We start from the raw sequence: 19,679 nt of genomic DNA, 5'->3' as shown, positions 1-19,679 counted from the left end.
CGTGGCCCCGGCCGCGGGGACACGCGCGGCGTTCAGCCGATCCGCATCAAGCGGACGAAGACGGCCGGCCGCGAGACCGAGCCGTACAAACAGATAAACAAGACCTGAGGGATCGAGGATGCGCCTGAATCGCCGTCAGACTGGCTCGAATTGGCGGGCCGCCGCCGAACTGGCAGCAAGCGCGACGGCTCTCGTCGCCTTGGTGGCCTCCACCGTGCTGGCCGCGTCGGCGGCGGGCCTGGCCAACGAGGCGGAGCCGCTGCGGCTTTGTGCGGATCCGACCAATCTTCCGTTTTCGAGCGACAATCCAACGCAGCCGGGATTCTATCTCGAGGTCGGCCAGGAGCTGTCGCGTGAGCTCGGCCGCCCCGTGACGTATGATTGGTACAAATCCTATTTCGGCAAGCGAACCGTGCGCGTGACGCTGCTGGGCAAGCAGTGCGACGCGATGATCGGTCTGCCGCTGTCAGCGGACTTCATGGGACCGGCCGTGATCTTCTCGAAGAAGATCGCGACCGAGACCTACGCGCTCGTCAGCCGCGGAACGTTGGTCGTCCATGGCATCGACGACCTCCGAGGCAAGCGCGTCGCGGTGCAATACCAGACCACGCCGCAAAATCTGCTGGCCCAGCGCGACGACATCGAGAAGGTGACGGTGCTGACACCGGACGAAGGCTTGGCGGCGCTGGCCCACGGCAAGGCCGACATCGCCTTCATCTGGGGTCCGGTTGCAGGCTGGCTGAACAAGACGATCTACCAGAGCAGCTTCCGGATCCAGCCGGTCGAGGGCGACGGTCTGTCCTGGGATGCCGCGATCGGCCTTGCCAAGAGCTCCACGCAATTGCGCGATCAGATCGACGCCGCCCTGCCGCAGCTCGCACCGCGGATCGCCGAGCTGGCGGCCAAATACGGGCTGCCGGGCGAGCCGTCGATCAGGCTCGGCGCCGTGCCGCGCCCGATCAGGCTGGCGTCGACGACTGACCCTGCTCAGCTTCTCCGCCAGCCGGTCGCCGAGGCCGCCGTGATGAGGGTTTCGGACTCGACTGCGAGCGAGTCGAAGTCCGAGGCGGTGACGCTGGGCAAAGAGATCTTCAACGGCACCTGCGCGCATTGTCACGGACCCGACGCCGTGCAGGCGGAACGGCGCATCGACCTGCGACGGCTGCGGACCCGCTACGGCGAGGACATGCGCGACAAATTTTGGACCACCGTGCATGAAGGCCGTCCCTCCAAGGGCATGCCCGCCTGGAAGGAGGTCTTTACCGACGACCAGTTCGAGAGCATCTATACGTTCCTGCTGACCGTGCAGTCGTCAGAAACGGCAAATTGAAGGAGGGGCACCGGCCGACACGATCTGCCGGATCCACCCGGCACGTGCTGGCGGCGAGTGAAGGTCGGACATGACGCGCTTTCTGATCATCGACGATCATCCGCTATTTCGCGAAGCTCTCGGCAATGCGGTGCGTCTGGCGCATCCCGACGCCGAGATCTTCGAGGCGCTGTCGATTGCCGATGCGCTCACCACCCTCGCAATGAAACCCGACATCGACCTGGCGCTGCTCGACCTGACGCTGCCCGATGCCATGGGCTTCTCGGGATTCCAGCGGCTTCGCGCCGCGTATCCGCGGCTTCCGGTCGCGATCGTCTCGAGTGAAGAGGACCAGAACGTCGTGCGCGAGGCGCTTTCGCTCGGCGCGGCCGGCTATCTGCCGAAGTCGACCTCGAAGCGTGAGCTGACGTCCGCGATCGAGCGCGTGCTCAGCGGCTCGATCTCGGTCCCGAAAGACTTCGTGCCCGTCGTCGAGCGCCACGGGAAGGGGTCATCTCGCGCGCTGCAGGCGCGTCTCGAGGAGCTGACGCCACAACAGCTTCGCGTCCTCGACCTGATCAGGCGTGGCTATCAGAACCGGGAAATCGCCAGCGAGCTTCAGCTTGCGGAGTCGACCGTCAAGGCGCACATCACCGAGATCCTGAGAAAACTCCGTCTGTTCAGCCGCAACAAGGCCGTCATCGAGATCGGCAAGATCGCGCTGAACGTGCCGGCCGACCGGCAGGGATCGCGCACCGCTTCGAGTCGAAAGCACCCGTAGCGAATTGTTGCGCCGCACGACTCCACGGCCACCGCAGGCGTGGCGACGTCGATGGCGTCTTGATCGTTGATTGATGCCAACCAACGCGGTATCGCTGATGCTCCGGTTCTGACGTTCCTTCGAAGACGCAGCCCGCACGCTGGTTGAATGTCGGATCCGCGACACTGAATGATCCGGATCTTCGATCCGGCCGGGGGAGGCAGGCACGTGGCTCGATTGCTCATCGTCGAGGACCATCCGCTGTTTCGGGAGGCGCTGGAGAGCGCGATCCGCGCCGCTCTGGCTGATGCCGAGATGCGCGAGGCGACGTCCGTCGACATGGCCGTCGGGCTTCTTTCATCTCCGCCGAGATTCGACCTGATCCTGCTCGACCTCTCGACACCCGGAACGACCGGACTCTCCGGCGTCATCCGCATCCGCAAGACCGCGCCGCGCACACCGATCCTGGTGGTTTCCGCGCATCGGGACCCGGACCTCGTCGCCCATGTTCTCGCGCTGGGTGTCTCCGGCTACATCTCGAAATCGACTTCGAAGCAGCAACTTGCCGACGCGATCAAGGCCGTGCTGCGGGGCGAGGTCCATGTTGAAGGCGGCTCCCTCTGCGCCAGTGCGCGCCGTGGCCGACTTCCTGCTCAGGACCTCCTGAAGCGTCTTCACGAGCTGACGCCGCAGCAACTGCGCGTGCTCGACCTGATCCGCCGCGGACTGCAGAACAAGCAGATCGCCTATGAGCTCGGGATCTGCGAGACGACGGTGAAGGTCCACGTCTCGGAGATCCTGCGCAAGCTTCGCGTCATGAGCAGGACCAAGGCCATCATCGAGATGGAAAAGATCGACTTCGTGAACCTCATCGGCGAGCCGCGCACGCCGGCTCGGGCAAACGGCGCTGAGGCGCTCAAGACAGCAAGAACGACAACAGCGCGCGAAGCTCCGCAGGCCTGACCGGCTTGGTCAAGATCTCGAGCCCGTATTGGCTTGCTTCCCTGGCTGCGTCTTCGGAATAGTCGGCCGTCACGATCATGGCCGCAACATCTCGGCCGAGGAATTGCCTGATGTCCCGGATGGCGGCAAGCCCGCTCTCGTCGCCATCCAGGTGGAGATCCGCGATGATCGTCTCGGGGACCGCCCCGAGCGCACTCAAACGCTGCAAAGCGTCATTCAGCGACGCCGTCGCCACGACGTCGCAGCCCCATTTTTCCAACAGACTGACCATGGCCTCGGCGGTGGCCAGGTCGTTTTCGATCAGCAGGATCTTGGCGCCTTCGAGCCCGCCATAGTCGTGGTCGACGTGATCCGCAGGATGCGGATCCGGCAGTACGGCTGCCGGGTCGGCGCGGTCGAGCTCGAGCTTGAATGTGGACCCATGTCCAACCCGCGAAGCCAGCCCGACCTCATGGTCCAATGCCTTGGCGAAGCGACGGACGATCGACAGGCCCAGCCCGAAGCCGGCTTGATCCTCGGCGCTCGGCTGACCGCGCTGGAATTCGAGAAAGATCGCTTCTTGTTGCGGTTTGGGAATGCCCGGGCCGGTGTCGTGGACCTCGATGCGAACCCGGCCTGCTCCCGGCCCCGGCCGGCATCCCATGACGACGCCGCCTCGCCGCGTGTAGCGCAGAGAGTTGGCGAGGAGGTTCTGCAAGATGCGCCGCAACATCATGGCATCCGAGACCACGGCGATCGAGCACGGACAAATGCGCAGGGACAACCCGCGTTTGGCCGCGATCGGGGCGAATTCGCGTTCGAGCGGCTCGAACAGGGTCGAAAGCAGAACGGGCCTGACATCGGGGCGCAGGGCTCCGGCATCGAGCTTGGCAATCTCCAGCAGGGATCGCAGCAGATCCTCGAGCATGGCCAGCGAATGGTCGACCTGGCCGACCATGGCCGTTCCGCGATCGGACGAGACTTCGTCCGCCAAGGTCGAGAGCGTGAGCCGCGCGGCGTTGAGCGGCTGAAGCAGATCATGCGTAACGGAGATGAGAACCGAGGATTTCAGGGAGCTGGCCGCTTCAGCCTGCTGCTTGGCCCGAAAGAGGTCCTTGTTGGCGGTTTCGATCGAACGCAGCGCATCACGCAGCTGGCGCGTCCGCTCGCGCACCTGCTGATCGAGCGCGATCGCCGTTTCGAACAGCGAGAACGCATTGAACTGCTGGTCCATCGAGCGTTCGACCCGGGACATCAGCGCGGCGTTGATCTTCCTGAGCTTGGCCGCCTCGCGCTGCAGGTCTTCCGGAGACCCCGCGGCGGTCATGGCTGCGCCGCTCCACGTTTGCCGATCGCGACCCCGGTCAGCGTCTGATTGACGTGCATTGAACCGTACTGCTCGCCATAGGTATGGAATCCGACGATCCGGTTGTCGCGATAGAGATCGGACATTTCCCGCGCAAACTGATGCTGCTCTGCGTCAAGACGCCTGAGGATGCACTCGAAACCGATGAAGATCGAGACCTCGCCGATCTCGTCGCGGACCTCGGCCAGCATCTCGCGGGCGGCCGCCACGGAGTTGCGTGACCTCGCCGCCGTCAGCACCATTCCTTCGTCGATCGCGCAGAAGAACCGGAGCGAGCCGTCAGGGCTGACGCGCTGAATCGAGCGCGCGAAATAGGAGCCTCCCACGCGCACCAGGACCGGATGGGCCGCAAACAGGAACGGGTCGAGCTCGGAATCGGCTATTCCGATCGCGCGACAATATTCCTCCGCCGCCGGCTCGGCATTGAGCTGCTTGACGATACGCTGCTCGAGATCGGCCTCCGTCACCACCATCTTGGTCGAGGTCGGCTCGAAATTGTCGCATTTGAACAGCCGGAACGGCAATGACGTCCTGATCAGGATCAGCACGGCCATGTCCGTGTGGGCCTTGCCGTCGTGAAAGACCCAGGTGCGCTCGAACCGCAGACCGTCGCCGGCCGACCCGCCAACCAGGGGAATATTGTCGAGCGAGGCGTAGATCGCCGACATGATCGCCTCTTCGCGCTGGCACATGCCGTCGATCAGGACGAGCCCGAATACGCCGTCGTCGTCGCGACCACCGTGCCGCGACAGGTCCTGCCTCATCTGGTTGCCGAGGCGACGTCCTTCATCGACGCGAAAGCCCGACAACCCGAAGATGGGCTGTGCGAATACCGTGAAATCCTCGGCGGCAAATCCGAGAGCGACGACGCTGTTGTCGTCCCAGCCATCGGGCGACAGCTCTCCGGCCGTCGTACAGCCGTATACGGGGACGTCCGCAAGACGGGTCGTCACCTCCACCATGAACTCGTTTGGATCGTAGTGGGGCGACAGGAAGATCAGCACCATCGCCAACCCCTCGGCCGGCAACTGGCCGCAGATGTCGGCCGCCGCAGCGGCCTCCGTCGCAGCCTTGGACTTTGCAGCAGTCACGCCAGACGGACGCGGGGGCCGAGGATCGGCGTCTCCCATCGGGCACCTCCCAGAACGACACTTTGGTTTGTTGGCGATCGTTCGTTTTTTTAGAAGATTAAGCCAATTGAGCAGCAACGGCAACCGCGCGGCTTGATCCAGGACAAGGACTTGGGCCGGGCTGTCGTCCGATCATCCGCGCGGATCTGCTCACCGCGCCTGGCCCGGGGGGCTGGCCCGCGCCCGCTCCGGATCGAAAAGGGAAAGATTTCGCATGCTCCGCCGCATCGCTCTTGTCGCCGTTCTCGCCTGCCTGGCACCGAGCGCCCGCGCGCTCGACGGAAATCCGGCCGCCGGGAAAAGCATCTTCCAGCGCATCTGCCAGAACTGCCACTCTGCCGAGATCGGCGTCAACAAGGTCGGCCCGAGCCTCTGGAACATCGTTGGACGGCAGCCAGCGGCTGTGCCGGACTACGCCTATTCGGAGAGCATGAAAAAGAACAATGCGCCTTGGACCGCGACGGCACTGGATGCCTATATCGCCGATCCTCGCGGGGACGTTCACGGCGTCAAGATGTATTTCAAAGGATTGGCGGACGCGAAGGAGCGGGCCGACGTCGTCGCCTATCTGTCGACTCTGAAATAGCGTAGCCGGGGAAGCTGGCGACTTTGCCGACGCTGCAGGCCGCGCCGTTGGAAAAGAGCCGCTCACCGATTACGACTGGCATCGTTGGCGCGCTGGCCCAGGGCATCATCGCTATGAGCGGGTTGGGTGTCGGGCCGGCGTTTCTGCAAGCGGTTTCGAGGCTGCGGGTACCAGGCATGTCACGATGAGCTTGGATCACCCTTCTTTCGAAGCGAAAGCTTCAGGGCGGCGCCTCCAATTCGCGAATCCTCGATCCATAGTCGGCCATCATAGAGGCTGGTCAGGTCGCGGGCGATCGCCAGACCGAGCCCAGTGCCGGGCTTCGCGTCGTCAAGTCTCGTGCCCACGTCGAACACGCGCATTCGATGCTCGACTGGAATGCCGGGCCCGTCGTCCTCAACCGTGATCAAGACGGTGCTGTCGAGATCCTCGATCGAAATCACGACGCGGTCACGTGCCCATTTTGCCGCATTGTCGAGCAGGTTGCCGAAGAGTTCGGTCAGATCGTTGGTATCGCAGGCAACGACGACGTCGGTTGCTCCTTCGACTTCGAACCGCCGGTCGTGCCCCGGGCTGAATCGCGAATAGGTATTGATGACGCTCCTCAAGACGTCTGCGACGACCGCAAACGCACCTGCATTGGCGATCGTGGAGGCCTTTGCGCGCGCCGTCTGGTAGTCGATGAGCAGCGCCATTCGCGAGCACTGCTCCGACAAAATCTGAGCGTGGATCTCCTGACCGGACGCTTTCAGCCGTGCTGCCTCCTCGTCGAGAATTGCCAGAGGTGTCTTCAGCGCGTGTGCAAAACTTCCTGCGAGTACGCGAGCGCGATCGACCATGTTGAGATTTGCCGCAATCATTCCGTTCAGCTCGGTGACGAGCGGCATGATTTCCTCCGGCAGGTCCTCAGGCAGCCTTGAGGTCTTGCCGCTACGCACGTCCACGATGGCGCGACTCATGCGCTGGAGCGGCCGCAGGCCGTAAACGACCTGAGCGTAGGCGGTGCCAACCATGGCGAGGGCCATGATACCAAGCGTCGCTATCAGCGTCAGATTGAGGTGCTGCATCTCGTCACTAATCAGTCGCTCGTCTGCACCGACACGGATTTCGACGGGTTGCCCGAGGCGAGACGGCTCGCTGATGTTTCGGACCATGCGCATCGGCCCAGTCGGTCCCTCCACACTAAGCGCCGTGGAGGAGGGCAGGGAACCCTCGCGACTCTGGTCGGGCGTGAATGAAAGGAAAAGGTCATCCTGCAACGACGGCGAGCGCGCGCTTTCGCCGTTCTGCAGGATGACCTGCCAATACATTCCGGACCGGGCAGGGGAGAAACGCGGATCGCTCAGATCGCGGGCGATGAACAGCCGCTGCGTGGCGTCGAGTTCCACGAGATCGGCGAGCTCGCGGGCGTGATCCAGCAGGTCATGATCGAAGTGGGCCTCGACGACACGGCGAATGACGATCGAGAGCCCGAGCCCGCTGGCGAACAAGACGATGGAAATCCAGATCGCGGCGACCGCGAGCATCCGGGCTCGGAAGTTGCGGCTGAACATTGCTCTACCCGAAGCGATATCCCATGCCTCTGACGGTGCGAATGCAGTCACGCCCCAGCTTTCTCCTGAGCCGGGCAATGTAGACTTCGACCGTATTGGAGTCGCGATGGTCGCTGCTCGGATAGATGTGCTCCAGCAGTTCGGTCTGCGACACGATATGATCGGCGCGGCGCATGAGGAGTTCGAGGACGCGCAACTCGAGTGCAGTCAGGTCGACGATCTCCCCGTCCTTCTTGACCAGGCCGGCCGCCGCGTTGAACTCGATCTGCCGGAGGCGGAGCACGGCGTCCGGTCTGCTGGAGACCCGACGGAGCAGCGATTTGACCCGCGCAACGAGCTCCTGCGCCTTGAAGGGCTTTTCGAGATAGTCGTCCGCGCCTGCGTTCAGGCCATTGACACGCTCGACCCAGCCGCTGCGGGCGGACAGGATCAGCACCGGCAGCGTGTGCCCGGTATGACGCCAGCGTTGCAGCACGTCGAGGCCCGAAATGCACGGCAGTCCGAGGTCGAGGACCGCGGCATCATAGGGCTGGCTGTTGCCCAGCATCCAGCCCTGCTTGCCATCGGTGGCGAGATCCGCCTCGAAACCGGCATCGGCCAGGCTTTCCCTGATGCGCTCCGCGTAGATGGGCTCGTCCTCTATGAGCAGAATGCGCATTGCCATTCCTCCGGTTGCCGAACGGGTTCCGACGATGCGGACACGCTGATCGGGCCTCGAACGCTATGGATTGATCCCGAGCTCTCTGGCTGCGTCAGCGATGCGCGTGCGCTCCGGGACGTCCTCCGCAAAGACCGACAGTGCGCGTTGCAGCGACTGTTTCGCCGCCTCGACATCGCCCAGTACCACCCGCGAGCGGATCAACTTGATCCAGCCTTCTGCATCGCGCGGTGATTGCTCGAGTCGGCTCGCAAGGCCATCCACCATGCCCCGGATCATGAGGTTGCGGTCCTGTGTGGACATGCTTTCCGCCTTGCGGATGTCCTCGGCGCGGGGGCCGCGCGGCTCCGTCGGCTCGGTCGCGGAGGTCTTGCCGGAGCGCAGGAGTTCCTGCATGCGCTCGGCGGACAGGTTCGGCCGGGCAGGCGATGGCGAGCCGTCATCCTCTCCGAGCTCGCGACGAAGCGCGCCGAGCCGCTGCTTGAGATCGGGCAGCCACGGCTCGTTCGGATCGGCCTCCGATACGATCGCCGTCCAGTCGGCCATTGCACCCCGTTTGTCTCCCTCCTGTTCTTTCACGACGCCGATGAAGAAGCGGGCGCGCGCGTCCTTGGGATCCAGTTTGAGTGCTTCGTCGAAGTCCGCGCGGGCTTCGGACGTGACGGTGCCGTCCGCGGCCCGCACCAGCGCTTCGCCGCGTGCGCTGCGGTATTCTGCCGAGCCTGGCCGCAGCTCCATTGCGCGCGCATAGGCCTGTGCCGCCTCTGCAAAGCGCTCGATGTTGAACAGCGACCAGCCCAGCAGCCGCCATCCGTCGGCATCCTTGGGATTCCGCTCCAGTCTGGTCTGCACACGCTGGATCATCTCTTCGACCGGCGGCAGTCCGCTGCTCTGCTGCGGTCGGGCGCGACCGTCCTGGCTGGTCATCTGCTCCAGCGAGGCAATGGCCTGGGTGCCGGCGTCGGATCGCGCCTCGCCAACCGACCTCGCCGTGGTGCTGCTGGCGGTCTGGCCCGGTCCGGCCGCGGGGACATCCGGATTTCCGACAACCGCATACAGACCGACGGAGCCGAACACCACCGTCAGCGTGACGACACTGAGCGCAAATTTTCGTTCGGAGCTGGTGAGGGAGGGCGCCGGCGGCTGTTCGGCGGCCGCTGCGGCGAGAATGCGCCGCTTGATCTCGCTGGCCGCGTTCTCGCCATCCGACTTGTCGATCAGGCCGCGTGCGGTTTCGTTCTCGATCTCGCGGAGCTGGTCGTGGTGGACGGCAAGTCCCTGAGCCGAAGCCAACCGTCTCCGCTCGTAGCTGCGGATGAATGGCGTCGATATGAGCACGGCGGCCACGGAAATCATCGCCGTCAGGATCAGCCACAGCATCATGAAAGGCTCCGTCGATCGAGGATCGCCTCGATGGCTTCGAGTTCGTCGGCGCTGAGCGGAGCGACGTGCTCCGCCTCGGGCGCACTCGCATTGGCTGCCGCCCGGCGCACGTAGCGGCCGAAGCCGACGATGGCCGTGAGCAGGGCGAGCAGGGGACCGATCCACAGCGCGATGGTATTCCACTGCAAGGGAGGCTTGAGCAGGACGAAGTTGCCGTAGCGTGCGACCAGGAAGTCCACCGCCTGCCGGTCGCTGTCGCCGGCCTGCAGGCGATCGCGCAGCAGCACCCTCAGATCATGCGCCAATGGAGCGTTCGAGTCGTCAATGCTCTGATTTTGACAAACGACGCAGCGCAGCTCCTGGCCCAGCGCGCGCGCGCGCGCCTCCAGTCCCTCGTCGCGCAACATTTCGTCGGGAAGCACCGCACGAGATGGCGACCATGTCGCCGTCAGCACGAGCGAGCTGACGAGCAGCGCTTCGGCCGCGCGCTTGATCCGCCGGCAGTTCATGACTCGCTCCTGAGTGCCTTCAGCAGAGGTTCGAAATCGTCACGCCATACATCTTCGGTCAGCGGGCCGGGATAGCGGAAGCGGATGCGGCCGGCCCGATCGATCACGAAGGTTTCGGGAACGCCGGTCACGCCAAGATCGATGCCGGCCCGGCCGGACTCATCGGAGCCGACACGGGCATAGGGACTGCCATGCTTGGCAAGCCAACGTTTGCCGTCGTTCCGATCGTCCTTCCAGTTCAGCCCATAGATCGGGATCGCGGAGCTCTCTGCGAGCTTGAGCAGCATGGGATGCTCGACGCGGCATCCGGGGCACCAAGATGCGAAAACGTTGAGCAGGACCACGTCGCCCTGCAGGTCGGTATTGGCAAGACCGCCGCTCTTGCCGTCGAGCGACGCGAGCTGGAAACGCGGCGTCGGCTTGTCGATCAGGGTCGAGGGCATTCGCTGCGGATCGTTGGTCAGGCTGAAAGCCAGTCCAGCGGCCAGTGCGGCGAAAGCCACGAGAGGTATGAGATAGGGGAGGCGCGGCATATCTCGTCCTATTCAGCAGGAACGGCAGTCGGTACGGCCCGCATCGCCCGTCGCGGAGCACCGACACGAAATCTCCGGTCGGCCAGCGAGATGAAGCCGCCGCAAGCCATCATCAGTGCGCCGATCCACACCAGCGGCACCAGAGGGTGATAGTAGCAGCGCACCGCCCACGCTCCCTTGTCGTCGGGATCACCGAGCGTCACGTAGACGTTCCAGATCAGGTTGGTTCGAATACCGGCGGCGGTCGTCTGCTGCTGTCTGACGGGATAGAAGCGGCGCTCGCTGGAGAGCTGCGTGAACGGCTTGCCGTTCCGCGTGATGTCGAACGTGCCACGCTCGGCTTCGTAGTTGGGGCCTGGAAATTTTCCGATCGAGCGCAGCTTAATGTCGTAGCCCGCGAGCTGCAGGCTCTGGCCCGGCCGCAGCATCTGCACCTTCTCGCTGGCCCACGCGGTCATCCCGGTAATGCCTGCGACGGTGACGCCCATTCCCGCATGGGCCAGCACCAGGCCGTAGACCGCGAGCGGGGTGGTGCGCGCGAGGTTGAGCGAGGTCGCCAAGGGGGTCGTCATGCCGAGGCGGACGCGATGAGCCAGCACCATCAGCGAGCCGATCACGAGCCAGACGGCGATGCCGAAGAAGAACGCAACCAGGAAACGCTGTCCGAACGTCGCGACGAGGATCGCGACGGCAATGAATGCCGCAAGTCCCCCGGCCAGGCGGAGTCGTTGCAGGGCCGCAACGAGGAGATCGCGCTTCCATTTCAGAACCGGGCCGATCACCATGGCAAGCAGCAGCGGAACCATGATCGGAACGAACGTCAAGTTGTAGTAGGGAGGACCGACGGAGATCTTGTCGTTTCCGAGCATGTCGACGAGGAGCGGGTAGAACGTGCCGAGAAACACGGTGGCCACGGCTGCCGTGAGCAGCACATTGTTGAGGACGAGGCCGCTCTCGCGGCTGACGGCCGCGAACAGCGCACCGTGCTTCAGGCTTGGGGCTCTGATCGCATACAGCGTCAACGCCCCGCCGGTCGCCACCAGGATGAGCGCCAGGATGAATGCGCCACGCGACGGGTCCTGTGCGAAGGCATGAACGCTGGTGAGCACGCCGGACCTCACCAGGAAAGTCCCGATCAGGCTCAATGAGAAGGTCACGATCCCCAGCAGGATCGTCCAGCTCTGGAGGGCGCTCCGACGTTCGACCACCAGGGCGGAATGCAGGAGCGCAGTCCCCGCAAGCCACGGCATGAAGGAGGCGTTCTCGACGGGGTCCCAGAACCACCAGCCGCCCCAGCCGAGCGTGTAGTACGCCCATGCGCTGCCCAGCGTGATTCCAATCGTGAGAAAGCACCAGGCCGCGAGCACCCACGGTCGGACCCAGCGGGCCCAGCTGGCATCGACCTTTCCCTCGATCAGCGCGGCGACCGAGAACGAGAACGCCATCGAGAAGCCGACGTAACCCAGATACAGAAACGGTGGATGAAAGGCGAGGCCAGGATCCTGCAAAATCGGATTCAGTCCGTTGCCTTCGAGGGGAGCATCGACCAGCCGCGCGAACGGATTCGACGTCGAGACGATGAACGCCAGAAAGCCGAGGCCAATCATGCCGTGCACGCCGAGAACGTTGCTCTGCAGCCGCTCCGGAAGGTTCGTTCCGAACAATGCAACTGCCGCGCCGAACAAGGAGAGGATCAGGACCCACAGCAGCATGGATCCCTCATGGTTTCCCCAGACTCCGGAGACCTTGTAGAGCAGCGGCTTCAGCGTGTGCGAATTCGCTGCGACGACCTGGACTGAAAAGTCGGAGTGGACGAACAGCGACGTCAGGCATGCGAATGCGATCGCGACAAACAGAAACTGGGTCAAGGCAGCGTGACGAACGAAGCCGGCGATCATCGCGGATTGGCGGCGCAGCGCTGCGAACGGAACGATCGACTGCACCAGCGATACGAGGAGCGCGAGAATGAGCGCAAACGATCCGACCTCCGCTGTCATGTGGTATCTCCGACTGCAGCGGATATTCCTGCAGCTAACTATCAAGTGTCTGTGATGCGCCGACAATCAATGCGCCGAATGAGGCATCATTCGTACGGAATGATGATGATCCATCGACGTGCATCGTAGTGTAACTGCAACTCATTCGCACCCGCGGCCGGAGAACGGTATCATCGGGGCGTCTTGGTACTTAGCGTGATATTCAATGAGATATAGCGCGCGAATCATCTGCCGCGCCATCGAGCAGCGAACGCGACGTCGACCGCATGATAGGCAGGGTGGCGAAACGAAATCGTCCGCTATTCCAGAAGCTTGGCGATATCGCCGTGACCGCTGGCAGCGGCGATGTCGGTGGCACGTTCGCGGCGCTTGTTCCTCAACTGCTTTTCGGCACCGGCGGCGAGAAGGCTGTGCGCAATGCCGATATTCCCCTCATGGGCCGCCATCATCAGCGCGCTCATGCCCTGGCCGTTGCGCATGTTCGGGTCGGCCTTGCGCCTGAGAAGCTCACTGACGACATCCGCAAGCCCGGCGCGCGCGGCGAGGATGAGAGCGGTATTTCCGCCTCTTGTCGCGCGTTTCGGGTCGGCCCCATGGTCCAACAGAAGCAGCGAGGCCGCGGCGCTGCGGCCCTCGATGGCATTCAGCAACGGCGTCTTGTCGTCGGTGTCCGCGCGGTTGACGTCCGCACCTGCGCGGATCAGTTGTCCGATCGCGTGCGTATTGCCATTGCCGGCCGCGTGCCAGAGTGCGGTGCGGCCCTGCCCATCGGCGGCGTTGAGGTCGGATCTCTGAACGAGTTGCCGATCGAGCGGGCCATTTGGGCACGACGCGACCGCGATCATGAGTGGGGTCCGGCCGTCTGCCAACGCGGGCAGACTGCCGGAGGCGCCGTCGAGGAGCGCGGCGATAGCGGCGCCGTTGCAGCGGCTGAGCGCCATCAGTAGTGCGGTCGCGCCATCTGCACGCGCTGCAGACGGGTCGGCCGCCTTGGTCAGCAGCAGTCTGATGATGTCTCCATGATCCTTGTCCGCTGCCAGCATCAATGGCGTGTCGCCGCGCCGGTTGCTGGTGTTCGGATTGGCTCCCGAGGCGAGCAGGAGCTCCACCAGCCGAAGATGCCCGGCGGCCGCGGCGATCGCCAGAGGCGTATCGCCGTCCTCGTTGACCGCGTTGACGTCAGCCTTCGCAGCGATGAGCTGGCGCATCGGATCGAACTGGCCGCGCAGGGCGGCGTCGATGATGGCCGGATGGCCGTTTCGCATGGCGGCCTGCGCATCGAGCGTCGGGGGCGGCCTGCGCGCAGCTTCGCGCGCCGGCTCCCCGGCGCGCGGGCGCGCATTTCGGTTGACCATGTCGGCCAGCAACTGCTCGGCGGGCTGATAGCCGGCCGCCGCCGACTTGCGTAGCCAGTCCCGCGCCCGGTCGGGATCGGCCGGCGTTCCACGGCCCGCAAGCCACATCGCTGCGACATTATACTGCGCCTTGACGTGTCCCTTCCTTGCGCTTGCCTCCATCCATTTGAACGCCAGCGTGTCGTCTGCTCTGGTGCCGAGACCGGCGCGGTAAAGTGATGCAAGTCGGTACTGCGCCTCCGGATTGCCGGCGCTGGCGGCGCGCTCGAGCAGCTTCAGTGCGTCCTCGGGATGTCCGGCGCGGATCGCGGCATCGGCCGCCTGGCTCGCGGATGCTTCGGAGCTCACGCCGGCCGGCGTTTCGCCGGCCGGGGCGACCGACGGCACGGTCGAGCCGACGAGACAGATCAGGGGGATGATGACGTGAGAGGACTTAAGCCGTGCCATATTTCGTCTCGACCTCGATACCCATGCTCTTCAGGAATGCGGTGGGCAGAATGCCGCCGACGCACACGATGACGGCATCGTTTCGGATCGTGCTCGTGCTGCCATTGGCATCGATCTCGACGTCGTCACCGCCGATCCGCTTGACTGACGAATTGTAGATGACGCGGAGCCGGCCCGATTGGGCGGCTGCTTCCGTCCGTTGACGGTTCTTCAGCTTGGCGCGACCGAACGACTCGCTGCGATGCGACAGGGTCACCGTCGTTCCAGGCTCATCGGCGATGGAGCATGCGGCTTCCAATGCAGCGTCGCCGCCGCCGACGACGAGCACGTGCTGGCCGCGATACTGCTCGGGGTCGACCAGTCGATAGACGACCTTGGTCTGCTCTTCGCCTGGAGCCTCCAGCTTGCGCGGCGTTCCGCGGCGCCCGATCGCCAGGAGCACGGCATGCGTTCTGTAGCTGCCGCGGTTCGTCCTGACGTCGAAGCCTTCTCCGACTCGGGTGACGGCCTCGACGCGCTCGCCGACGTTCACCTTGAGGCGGGACTTGCGCACGATGCTCATGAAGAAGGCGATCAACTGCTCCTTGCTGAGCTCTCTGAAGTTGAACTTGCCCGCGAGCGGCAGCGTGAAAGGTGCCGTCATCACCAGCTTGCCGCGGGGAAAGTGCGCGACGGTGCCGCCGAGCGAGTCCTGCTCGAGCGTGACGAAGCGCAGCCGATGCTGCAGGCAGGCGAGACTGGCGGAGAGACCGGCCGGACCGCAGCCGACGACCACCACGTCGAGCATATCGGACTTGCCGATGTTCTTGACCTTGCGGACGGAGTCGATCGCCTGGCGTCCCTGCTCGATGGCGTTGCGGACCAGCCCCATCCCGCCGAGCTCTCCGGCGATGAAGATGCCGGGCACGTTGGTCTGGAACGCCTCGTCCACGTTCGGAATGTCGATGCCGCGCGTTTCGGTGCCGAACACCAGCGTGATGGCGTTCACGGGGCACACCGCCTTGCAGGCGCCGTGTCCGATGCAATGCGAAGGCTCGACCAGCGACGCCTTGCCGCCGATCAGGCCGAGAATGTCACCCTCCGGACACGCCCTGACGCATGAGCCACAGCCGATGCACAAGGCAGGATCGATGATGGGATGGAGCGATGCCGGCTCGAGAAGACCGGCGTCCTTGGCGGCCGAGAGCTTCGCGACGCTCTTTATTTCCTTCCGCTTGCGCACGGCCATGTAAGTGGCCCAGACGCCGAGCATTGGCGCGGCGTAGACAATCAGGAGATCGATCGCCATGTCGTCTCTCTCTCTTTCTTACGAACTAACAGCGGAAGATAGAGAGTCGCCGCCCGCGAACTCCGCGTGAGAAGGTTGGATGCGGTGCTAGATGCAAATTCCTCTCAAGAGATGCCGACATAGAAATTCCAGAATGATCTGACGTCTTGGAGACCAGGATTGGATCATTCGTTGAACAGATGCCGTCGGCGGAAATATGGCTCGCACTGATTTCGGACTAATGACGTCGGTGTCGGAAGACGGAGAGGGTTGTTGCAAGTGGTTATCACTAAGTTCTCTCTCGACTGAGATCCGGGGCTCCGCGAACGGGTCTGGCTTCCGCCGATCCGGCATTCGGGATTCACAGGAAACGTCGAGGTCATGAGCAGAGCAGCGGTCGCTCGCGCGAGCGGCAATCCTCTTCGAGGAACCATTCCGGTCGTCATCACGGTCATCGTCCTCGGAGCGATTGCCGTCGGGTGGCTGCAGAAGGAGGAGGAGTATATTACGCCGGGCTCCGGCACCGGATACTGGCTCGGGATCTACGGCAGCGTCGCCATGCTGTCGCTGCTGGCCTATTCGATGCGTAAGCGCTTCAAGTCGCTGCGCGGCATCGGCTCGGTGCCGTTCTGGTTCAGGACCCACATGCTGCTCGGCGTCGTTGGTCCCGTGCTCATCCTATTCCACGCGAATTTCCAACTGGGGGCGCTCAACAGCAACGTGGCATTCTTCACCATGCTGATCGTGGCGATCAGCGGCGTGATCGGCCGTTACATCTATGGCAAGATCCATATGGGCCTCCATGGCGGGAGAGCGCGTGTCAAGGAGCTGCTCGCCGAGGCCGAGGCAATGCGAACGGAGCTCGGTGAGGAGATGCAGGCCGTCTCGTTCGTGTCGCGGGAGCTGGCTGCCTTCAGCAAGGGGCTCGACAACAAGGTGCCGCGAACTGCGCTGGGCAGCCTGCGGACCGGCGCGGTCATCGCAGCGCGGACGAGACGGCTGCGCGCCAATGTGGTTGCGGAAGCGCGCCGGCTCATTCGCGCCGAAGCCAAGCGCGCGCGATGGTCGTGGTCCGAGCGACGGCGTCGCGAGAAGCGAATCGAGGAGGTGGTGCGGCGTTACGCCGCCGCAGTGCGCAAGGCCGCTGAGCTGACGTTCTTCGAACGATTGTTTTCGCTGTGGCATGTGCTTCATCTGCCGCTGTTTTTTCTCATGCTGCTGGCGGGCGTCGTTCATGTCTGGGCCGTCCATCACTATTGACGGAGTTGCGTGATGCGGTGGCGTGTTGCGGTCGTTGTCGCCGTCCTGGCCGGCGTTGCCATGCTATCGGCCGGAGTTCGGGCACAGACGTTGCTGGAAAAGCTGGTCATGCCCGGCCCGCTGGCCGAGAAGCATGCCAAGCTCGAGAGCGAGTGCGGAAAGTGCCACGAAGCCTATACCCGGAAGGCACAGTCGGGCCTCTGCCTCGATTGCCACAAGGAGATTGCCGTCGATCGCAGGCAGCGTGAGCGCCTGCACGGACGCGACCAGGCGGCGCTGAGCCAGGAGTGCAGGCAGTGTCACACCGACCACAAGGGGCGTGGAACCGACATCGTCCAACTCGACAAGGAAACCTTCGACCACGACATGACGAACTACCGGCTGGTCGATGCGCACAAGACCGTGCCTTGTGCGGGATGTCACTTCGCGAAGGTGAAGTTCCGCAACACGCCCTCGACCTGCTTCGAGTGTCACAAGGCGCTCGATCCGCATCGCGGCCGGCTTGGTGAACGCTGCGAGAACTGCCACACGGCGGTGAAATGGCGCGCGACCAAGGAGTTCGACCACACGAAGACCCGGTTTCCCCTCGTGGGCGCCCACAAGTCGGTCGCTTGTGCGACGTGCCACTCCGGCGAGCAATACAAGGATCTGCAGACGTCGTGCGGCTCATGCCACCGTCTTCAGGACGTCCACGGCGGCCGCTTCGGCGACAAGTGCGAGACGTGTCACGATCAGGAGAAATGGAAGACGGTCCGCTTCAATCACGACAAGACCCGCTTCCCGCTGCGAAATGCTCATGCCAAGGTGAAGTGTGAGAGCTGCCATACGGGTGATCTCTATCGGGACAAACTCGCGACGTCATGCGTGTCCTGTCACCGCAAGCAGGATCCGCATCAGGGCAAGCTCGGCGAACGCTGCGAGACGTGCCACAGCGATACGGGCTGGCGGAAGAAGCTCACCTTCGATCACGAGATTACGCGTTTTCCGTTGATAGGTCTGCACAAGTCGGTGCCTTGCGAGGAGTGCCACCGGACGCCGACCTACAAGAATACGCCGATGGCCTGCGAAAGCTGCCACAAGGATTTCCACCAGGGGAAGCTTGGAGGGCGGTGCGCCAGCTGTCACAATCCGAATGGGTGGCGGCTTTGGCGTTTCGATCACGCGCGGCAGACACGATTCCCGCTGGTCGGTGTCCACCAGAAGATCACGTGCGAGGCCTGTCACAAGGCCAAGTCGCCGCCGGATCTGAAGTTGCCGATGGATTGCTTCAGCTGTCATCGCAGCTCGGACGTGCATAATGGCACCTTCGGTCAGACGTGCGAGCGCTGCCATGTCGCAACGGGATGGCGCAACGTTCAGATCAGGAACTGATTCGAACGGCTGCGTTGGCCGCACACGGCGTCTGAGATCGTGTCGAGCTGACATCGGCTCGCAGCGGCTATCAGTTCGCATGCAGATCAATGGCTTGCGTGATGAGCTTGCGGGACCATTGCGCGCGCGCGACGTCAGAAACCTTAACCTCCATTCAGCTTGAGTTCAGCTTGGCCCAGTTTTGGGCCAGCTTTGCGCGTCTCTGGAAGCCCTGTCGTAGGCGTAGCGAAGGCTGCGTGATCTGGCCGATGACTCCGTCGTCGCCCGATCGATGCAGCGCTCGATCAAGGGAGCACGGAGCGTTCCGAGTATTCGGTGGCTGGGGAAGACGTGCCGCCGGGCCGTAGGGAAATCCGCAAGGGTGTCTTGGATTTGTCGGGGCGACCGCCGAGCAGCGGACGCTCAACGGTCTCGGCTGGATTGGGGTCGGCCGGTCTCCGTCGGATGTCCGGCTGGCGATCGAGTCGAGAGTGAAGAGCGGAGTTGGAGTTGAGCAGCTGCTACAGCAAGCTGGGGCTGGTGGCGCGAGCCTCGCACCGTATGGTGCAGTGGCTGCTCGCCTGTATGCTGCTCGCTCTCGTGTTGGCAGGGCATGCTGCCGCGCAGAGCTCATTCGACCATGCCTCGACAGGTTTTCCGCTGACCGGAAGCCATGTCGGGGTGGAGTGCTCGTCCTGTCACGTCGGCGGGCGGTTCAAGGGCACGCAGACGCAGTGCGCCAGTTGCCACAACGGCGCGCAGACGGCGGGCATGTCGGTCAACCACCCGATGTCCACGAGGCGATGTGAGAGCTGCCACCAGACCTCGACATGGAAGGACGTTCGGGCGATCGATCATACCCAGGCGAAGGCGTCATGTACGACCTGCCATAACGGCGTGATGGCACGAGGCAAGTCGAAGAATCACATCACGACGACGGCGCCATGCGATGTGTGCCACAGGTCGACGGCGAGCTTTCGCATCAGAATGAAGATGGACCACGCCGGCATTGTCGCCGGTTGCGCCAACTGCCACAACGGGACGACGGCGCGCGGCAAGTCCAGCAACCATCTCCAGACCAATCTGCCGTGCGAGTCCTGTCACACCAGCACGGCGAGCTTCGGCGGCGCGGCGTTCAAGCACGCGGCGACCGACACCAATTGCGCCACCTGCCACAACGGCAAGACCGCACAGGGCATGACGACGCCGCCGCACATCCCGACCGGGACGCTGCAGTGCTCGAACTGCCACAGCAACACCGCGGCGAGCTTCGC

At 63.9% G+C, this 19,679-nt stretch carries 17 protein-coding genes; 7 read left to right on the top strand and 10 right to left on the bottom strand.

Going from position 1 to position 19,679, the window contains the following annotated elements:
• Positions 1-118 precede the first annotated feature (118 nt).
• The 3 genes from QX048_RS32185 (at position 119) to QX048_RS32175 (ending at position 3,032) form a co-directional block, all read left to right on the top strand.
• A complete protein-coding gene (locus tag QX048_RS32185) occupies positions 119-1,330 on the top strand; it encodes a c-type cytochrome (protein ID WP_316200851.1) in 1,212 nt (403 codons plus the stop codon).
• A 70-nt stretch (positions 1,331-1,400) separates the two neighbouring features.
• Positions 1,401-2,090, top strand: coding sequence for a response regulator transcription factor (locus tag QX048_RS32180; protein WP_316165067.1), 690 nt, complete (start codon positions 1,401-1,403; stop codon positions 2,088-2,090).
• A 207-nt stretch (positions 2,091-2,297) separates the two neighbouring features.
• A complete protein-coding gene (locus QX048_RS32175; RefSeq protein WP_316175945.1) occupies positions 2,298-3,032 on the top strand; it encodes a response regulator transcription factor in 735 nt (244 codons plus the stop codon).
• On the opposite strand, the gene QX048_RS32170 is transcribed toward QX048_RS32175, so the two are convergent.
• Positions 2,986-4,338 (bottom strand): hybrid sensor histidine kinase/response regulator, encoded by a 1,353-nt coding sequence (locus QX048_RS32170; RefSeq protein ID WP_315717728.1) that lies wholly within the window; start codon positions 4,336-4,338, stop codon positions 2,986-2,988. The two genes, QX048_RS32175 and QX048_RS32170, sit on opposite strands and share 47 nt — an antisense overlap.
• On the bottom strand, positions 4,335-5,507 hold the full coding sequence (locus QX048_RS32165; protein ID WP_315717729.1) for an FIST N-terminal domain-containing protein: 1,173 nt from the start codon (positions 5,505-5,507) through the stop codon (positions 4,335-4,337). The genes QX048_RS32170 and QX048_RS32165 overlap by 4 nt, the downstream gene beginning before the upstream one ends.
• A gap of 214 nt (positions 5,508-5,721) precedes the next feature.
• Here QX048_RS32165 and QX048_RS32160 point away from each other — a divergent pair, with 214 nt between their 5' ends.
• The gene (locus tag QX048_RS32160) at positions 5,722-6,093 is read left to right on the top strand and encodes a c-type cytochrome (RefSeq protein WP_315717730.1); all 372 of its coding nucleotides are present in this window, start codon (positions 5,722-5,724) and stop codon (positions 6,091-6,093) included.
• Between the two features lie 179 nt (positions 6,094-6,272).
• On the opposite strand, the gene QX048_RS32155 is transcribed toward QX048_RS32160, so the two are convergent.
• The 8 genes from QX048_RS32155 to QX048_RS32120 form a co-directional block, all read right to left on the bottom strand.
• A complete protein-coding gene (locus QX048_RS32155) occupies positions 6,273-7,646 on the bottom strand; it encodes a HAMP domain-containing sensor histidine kinase (RefSeq protein WP_316200852.1) in 1,374 nt (457 codons plus the stop codon).
• Between the two features lie 4 nt (positions 7,647-7,650).
• On the bottom strand, positions 7,651-8,304 hold the full coding sequence (locus tag QX048_RS32150) for a response regulator transcription factor (RefSeq protein WP_315717732.1): 654 nt from the start codon (positions 8,302-8,304) through the stop codon (positions 7,651-7,653).
• 63 nt (positions 8,305-8,367) lie between these two features.
• Entirely contained in the window at positions 8,368-9,687 is a 1,320-nt protein-coding gene (gene ccmI / locus QX048_RS32145; RefSeq protein ID WP_315827884.1) for a c-type cytochrome biogenesis protein CcmI, read from the bottom strand.
• Complete coding sequence (locus QX048_RS32140; RefSeq protein ID WP_315717734.1) at positions 9,684-10,196, bottom strand: cytochrome c-type biogenesis protein; 513 nt, start codon at positions 10,194-10,196, stop codon at positions 9,684-9,686. Before QX048_RS32140 ends, ccmI begins: the two co-directional genes overlap by 4 nt.
• On the bottom strand, positions 10,193-10,729 hold the full coding sequence (locus QX048_RS32135; protein ID WP_315754748.1) for a DsbE family thiol:disulfide interchange protein: 537 nt from the start codon (positions 10,727-10,729) through the stop codon (positions 10,193-10,195). Before QX048_RS32135 ends, QX048_RS32140 begins: the two co-directional genes overlap by 4 nt.
• 8 nt (positions 10,730-10,737) lie before the next feature.
• The gene (locus QX048_RS32130) at positions 10,738-12,726 is read right to left on the bottom strand and encodes a heme lyase CcmF/NrfE family subunit (RefSeq protein ID WP_316170946.1); all 1,989 of its coding nucleotides are present in this window, start codon (positions 12,724-12,726) and stop codon (positions 10,738-10,740) included.
• 299 nt (positions 12,727-13,025) lie between these two features.
• Complete coding sequence (locus QX048_RS32125) at positions 13,026-14,528, bottom strand: ankyrin repeat domain-containing protein (protein ID WP_315827885.1); 1,503 nt, start codon at positions 14,526-14,528, stop codon at positions 13,026-13,028.
• The gene (locus QX048_RS32120) at positions 14,515-15,816 is read right to left on the bottom strand and encodes an NAD(P)-binding domain-containing protein (protein ID WP_315827886.1); all 1,302 of its coding nucleotides are present in this window, start codon (positions 15,814-15,816) and stop codon (positions 14,515-14,517) included. The genes QX048_RS32125 and QX048_RS32120 overlap by 14 nt, the downstream gene beginning before the upstream one ends.
• Before the next feature lie 360 nt (positions 15,817-16,176).
• Between QX048_RS32120 and QX048_RS32115 the strand changes: the two genes are divergently transcribed.
• The 3 genes from QX048_RS32115 to QX048_RS32105 form a co-directional block, all read left to right on the top strand.
• On the top strand, positions 16,177-17,055 hold the full coding sequence (locus tag QX048_RS32115) for a pyridine nucleotide-disulfide oxidoreductase (RefSeq protein WP_315717740.1): 879 nt from the start codon (positions 16,177-16,179) through the stop codon (positions 17,053-17,055).
• A gap of 12 nt (positions 17,056-17,067) precedes the next feature.
• Complete coding sequence (locus QX048_RS32110; protein WP_315827887.1) at positions 17,068-18,426, top strand: cytochrome c3 family protein; 1,359 nt, start codon at positions 17,068-17,070, stop codon at positions 18,424-18,426.
• 489 nt (positions 18,427-18,915) lie between these two features.
• Positions 18,916-19,679 (top strand): hypothetical protein (locus QX048_RS32105; protein ID WP_409999271.1); only part of this gene is annotated, 764 nt, incomplete at its 3' end.

Origin of the sequence: Bradyrhizobium sp. SZCCHNS30572 (genome assembly GCF_032484415.1) — a bacterium.
GTDB lineage: Bacteria > Pseudomonadota > Alphaproteobacteria > Rhizobiales > Xanthobacteraceae > Bradyrhizobium.
This window is presented reverse-complemented; position numbering and strand designations above follow the sequence as displayed.

What these genes read in the sequence shown, in the direction of transcription:
- QX048_RS32185 (WP_316200851.1), top strand. Translation starts at nt 119, where the DNA reads ATGCGCCTGAATCGCCGTCAGACTGGCTCGAATTGGCGGGCCGCCGCC.
- QX048_RS32180 (WP_316165067.1), top strand. Translation starts at nt 1,401, where the DNA reads ATGACGCGCTTTCTGATCATCGACGATCATCCGCTATTTCGCGAAGCT.
- QX048_RS32170 (WP_315717728.1), bottom strand. Translation starts at nt 4,338, where the DNA reads ATGACCGCCGCGGGGTCTCCGGAAGACCTGCAGCGCGAGGCGGCCAAG.
- QX048_RS32165 (WP_315717729.1), bottom strand. Translation starts at nt 5,507, where the DNA reads ATGGGAGACGCCGATCCTCGGCCCCCGCGTCCGTCTGGCGTGACTGCT.
- QX048_RS32160 (WP_315717730.1), top strand. Translation starts at nt 5,722, where the DNA reads ATGCTCCGCCGCATCGCTCTTGTCGCCGTTCTCGCCTGCCTGGCACCG.
- QX048_RS32155 (WP_316200852.1), bottom strand. Translation starts at nt 7,646, where the DNA reads ATGTTCAGCCGCAACTTCCGAGCCCGGATGCTCGCGGTCGCCGCGATC.
- QX048_RS32150 (WP_315717732.1), bottom strand. Translation starts at nt 8,304, where the DNA reads ATGCGCATTCTGCTCATAGAGGACGAGCCCATCTACGCGGAGCGCATC.
- ccmI (WP_315827884.1), bottom strand. Translation starts at nt 9,687, where the DNA reads ATGATGCTGTGGCTGATCCTGACGGCGATGATTTCCGTGGCCGCCGTG.
- QX048_RS32140 (WP_315717734.1), bottom strand. Translation starts at nt 10,196, where the DNA reads ATGAACTGCCGGCGGATCAAGCGCGCGGCCGAAGCGCTGCTCGTCAGC.
- QX048_RS32135 (WP_315754748.1), bottom strand. Translation starts at nt 10,729, where the DNA reads ATGCCGCGCCTCCCCTATCTCATACCTCTCGTGGCTTTCGCCGCACTG.
- QX048_RS32130 (WP_316170946.1), bottom strand. Translation starts at nt 12,726, where the DNA reads ATGACAGCGGAGGTCGGATCGTTTGCGCTCATTCTCGCGCTCCTCGTA.
- QX048_RS32125 (WP_315827885.1), bottom strand. Translation starts at nt 14,528, where the DNA reads ATGGCACGGCTTAAGTCCTCTCACGTCATCATCCCCCTGATCTGTCTC.
- QX048_RS32120 (WP_315827886.1), bottom strand. Translation starts at nt 15,816, where the DNA reads ATGGCGATCGATCTCCTGATTGTCTACGCCGCGCCAATGCTCGGCGTC.
- QX048_RS32115 (WP_315717740.1), top strand. Translation starts at nt 16,177, where the DNA reads ATGAGCAGAGCAGCGGTCGCTCGCGCGAGCGGCAATCCTCTTCGAGGA.
- QX048_RS32110 (WP_315827887.1), top strand. Translation starts at nt 17,068, where the DNA reads ATGCGGTGGCGTGTTGCGGTCGTTGTCGCCGTCCTGGCCGGCGTTGCC.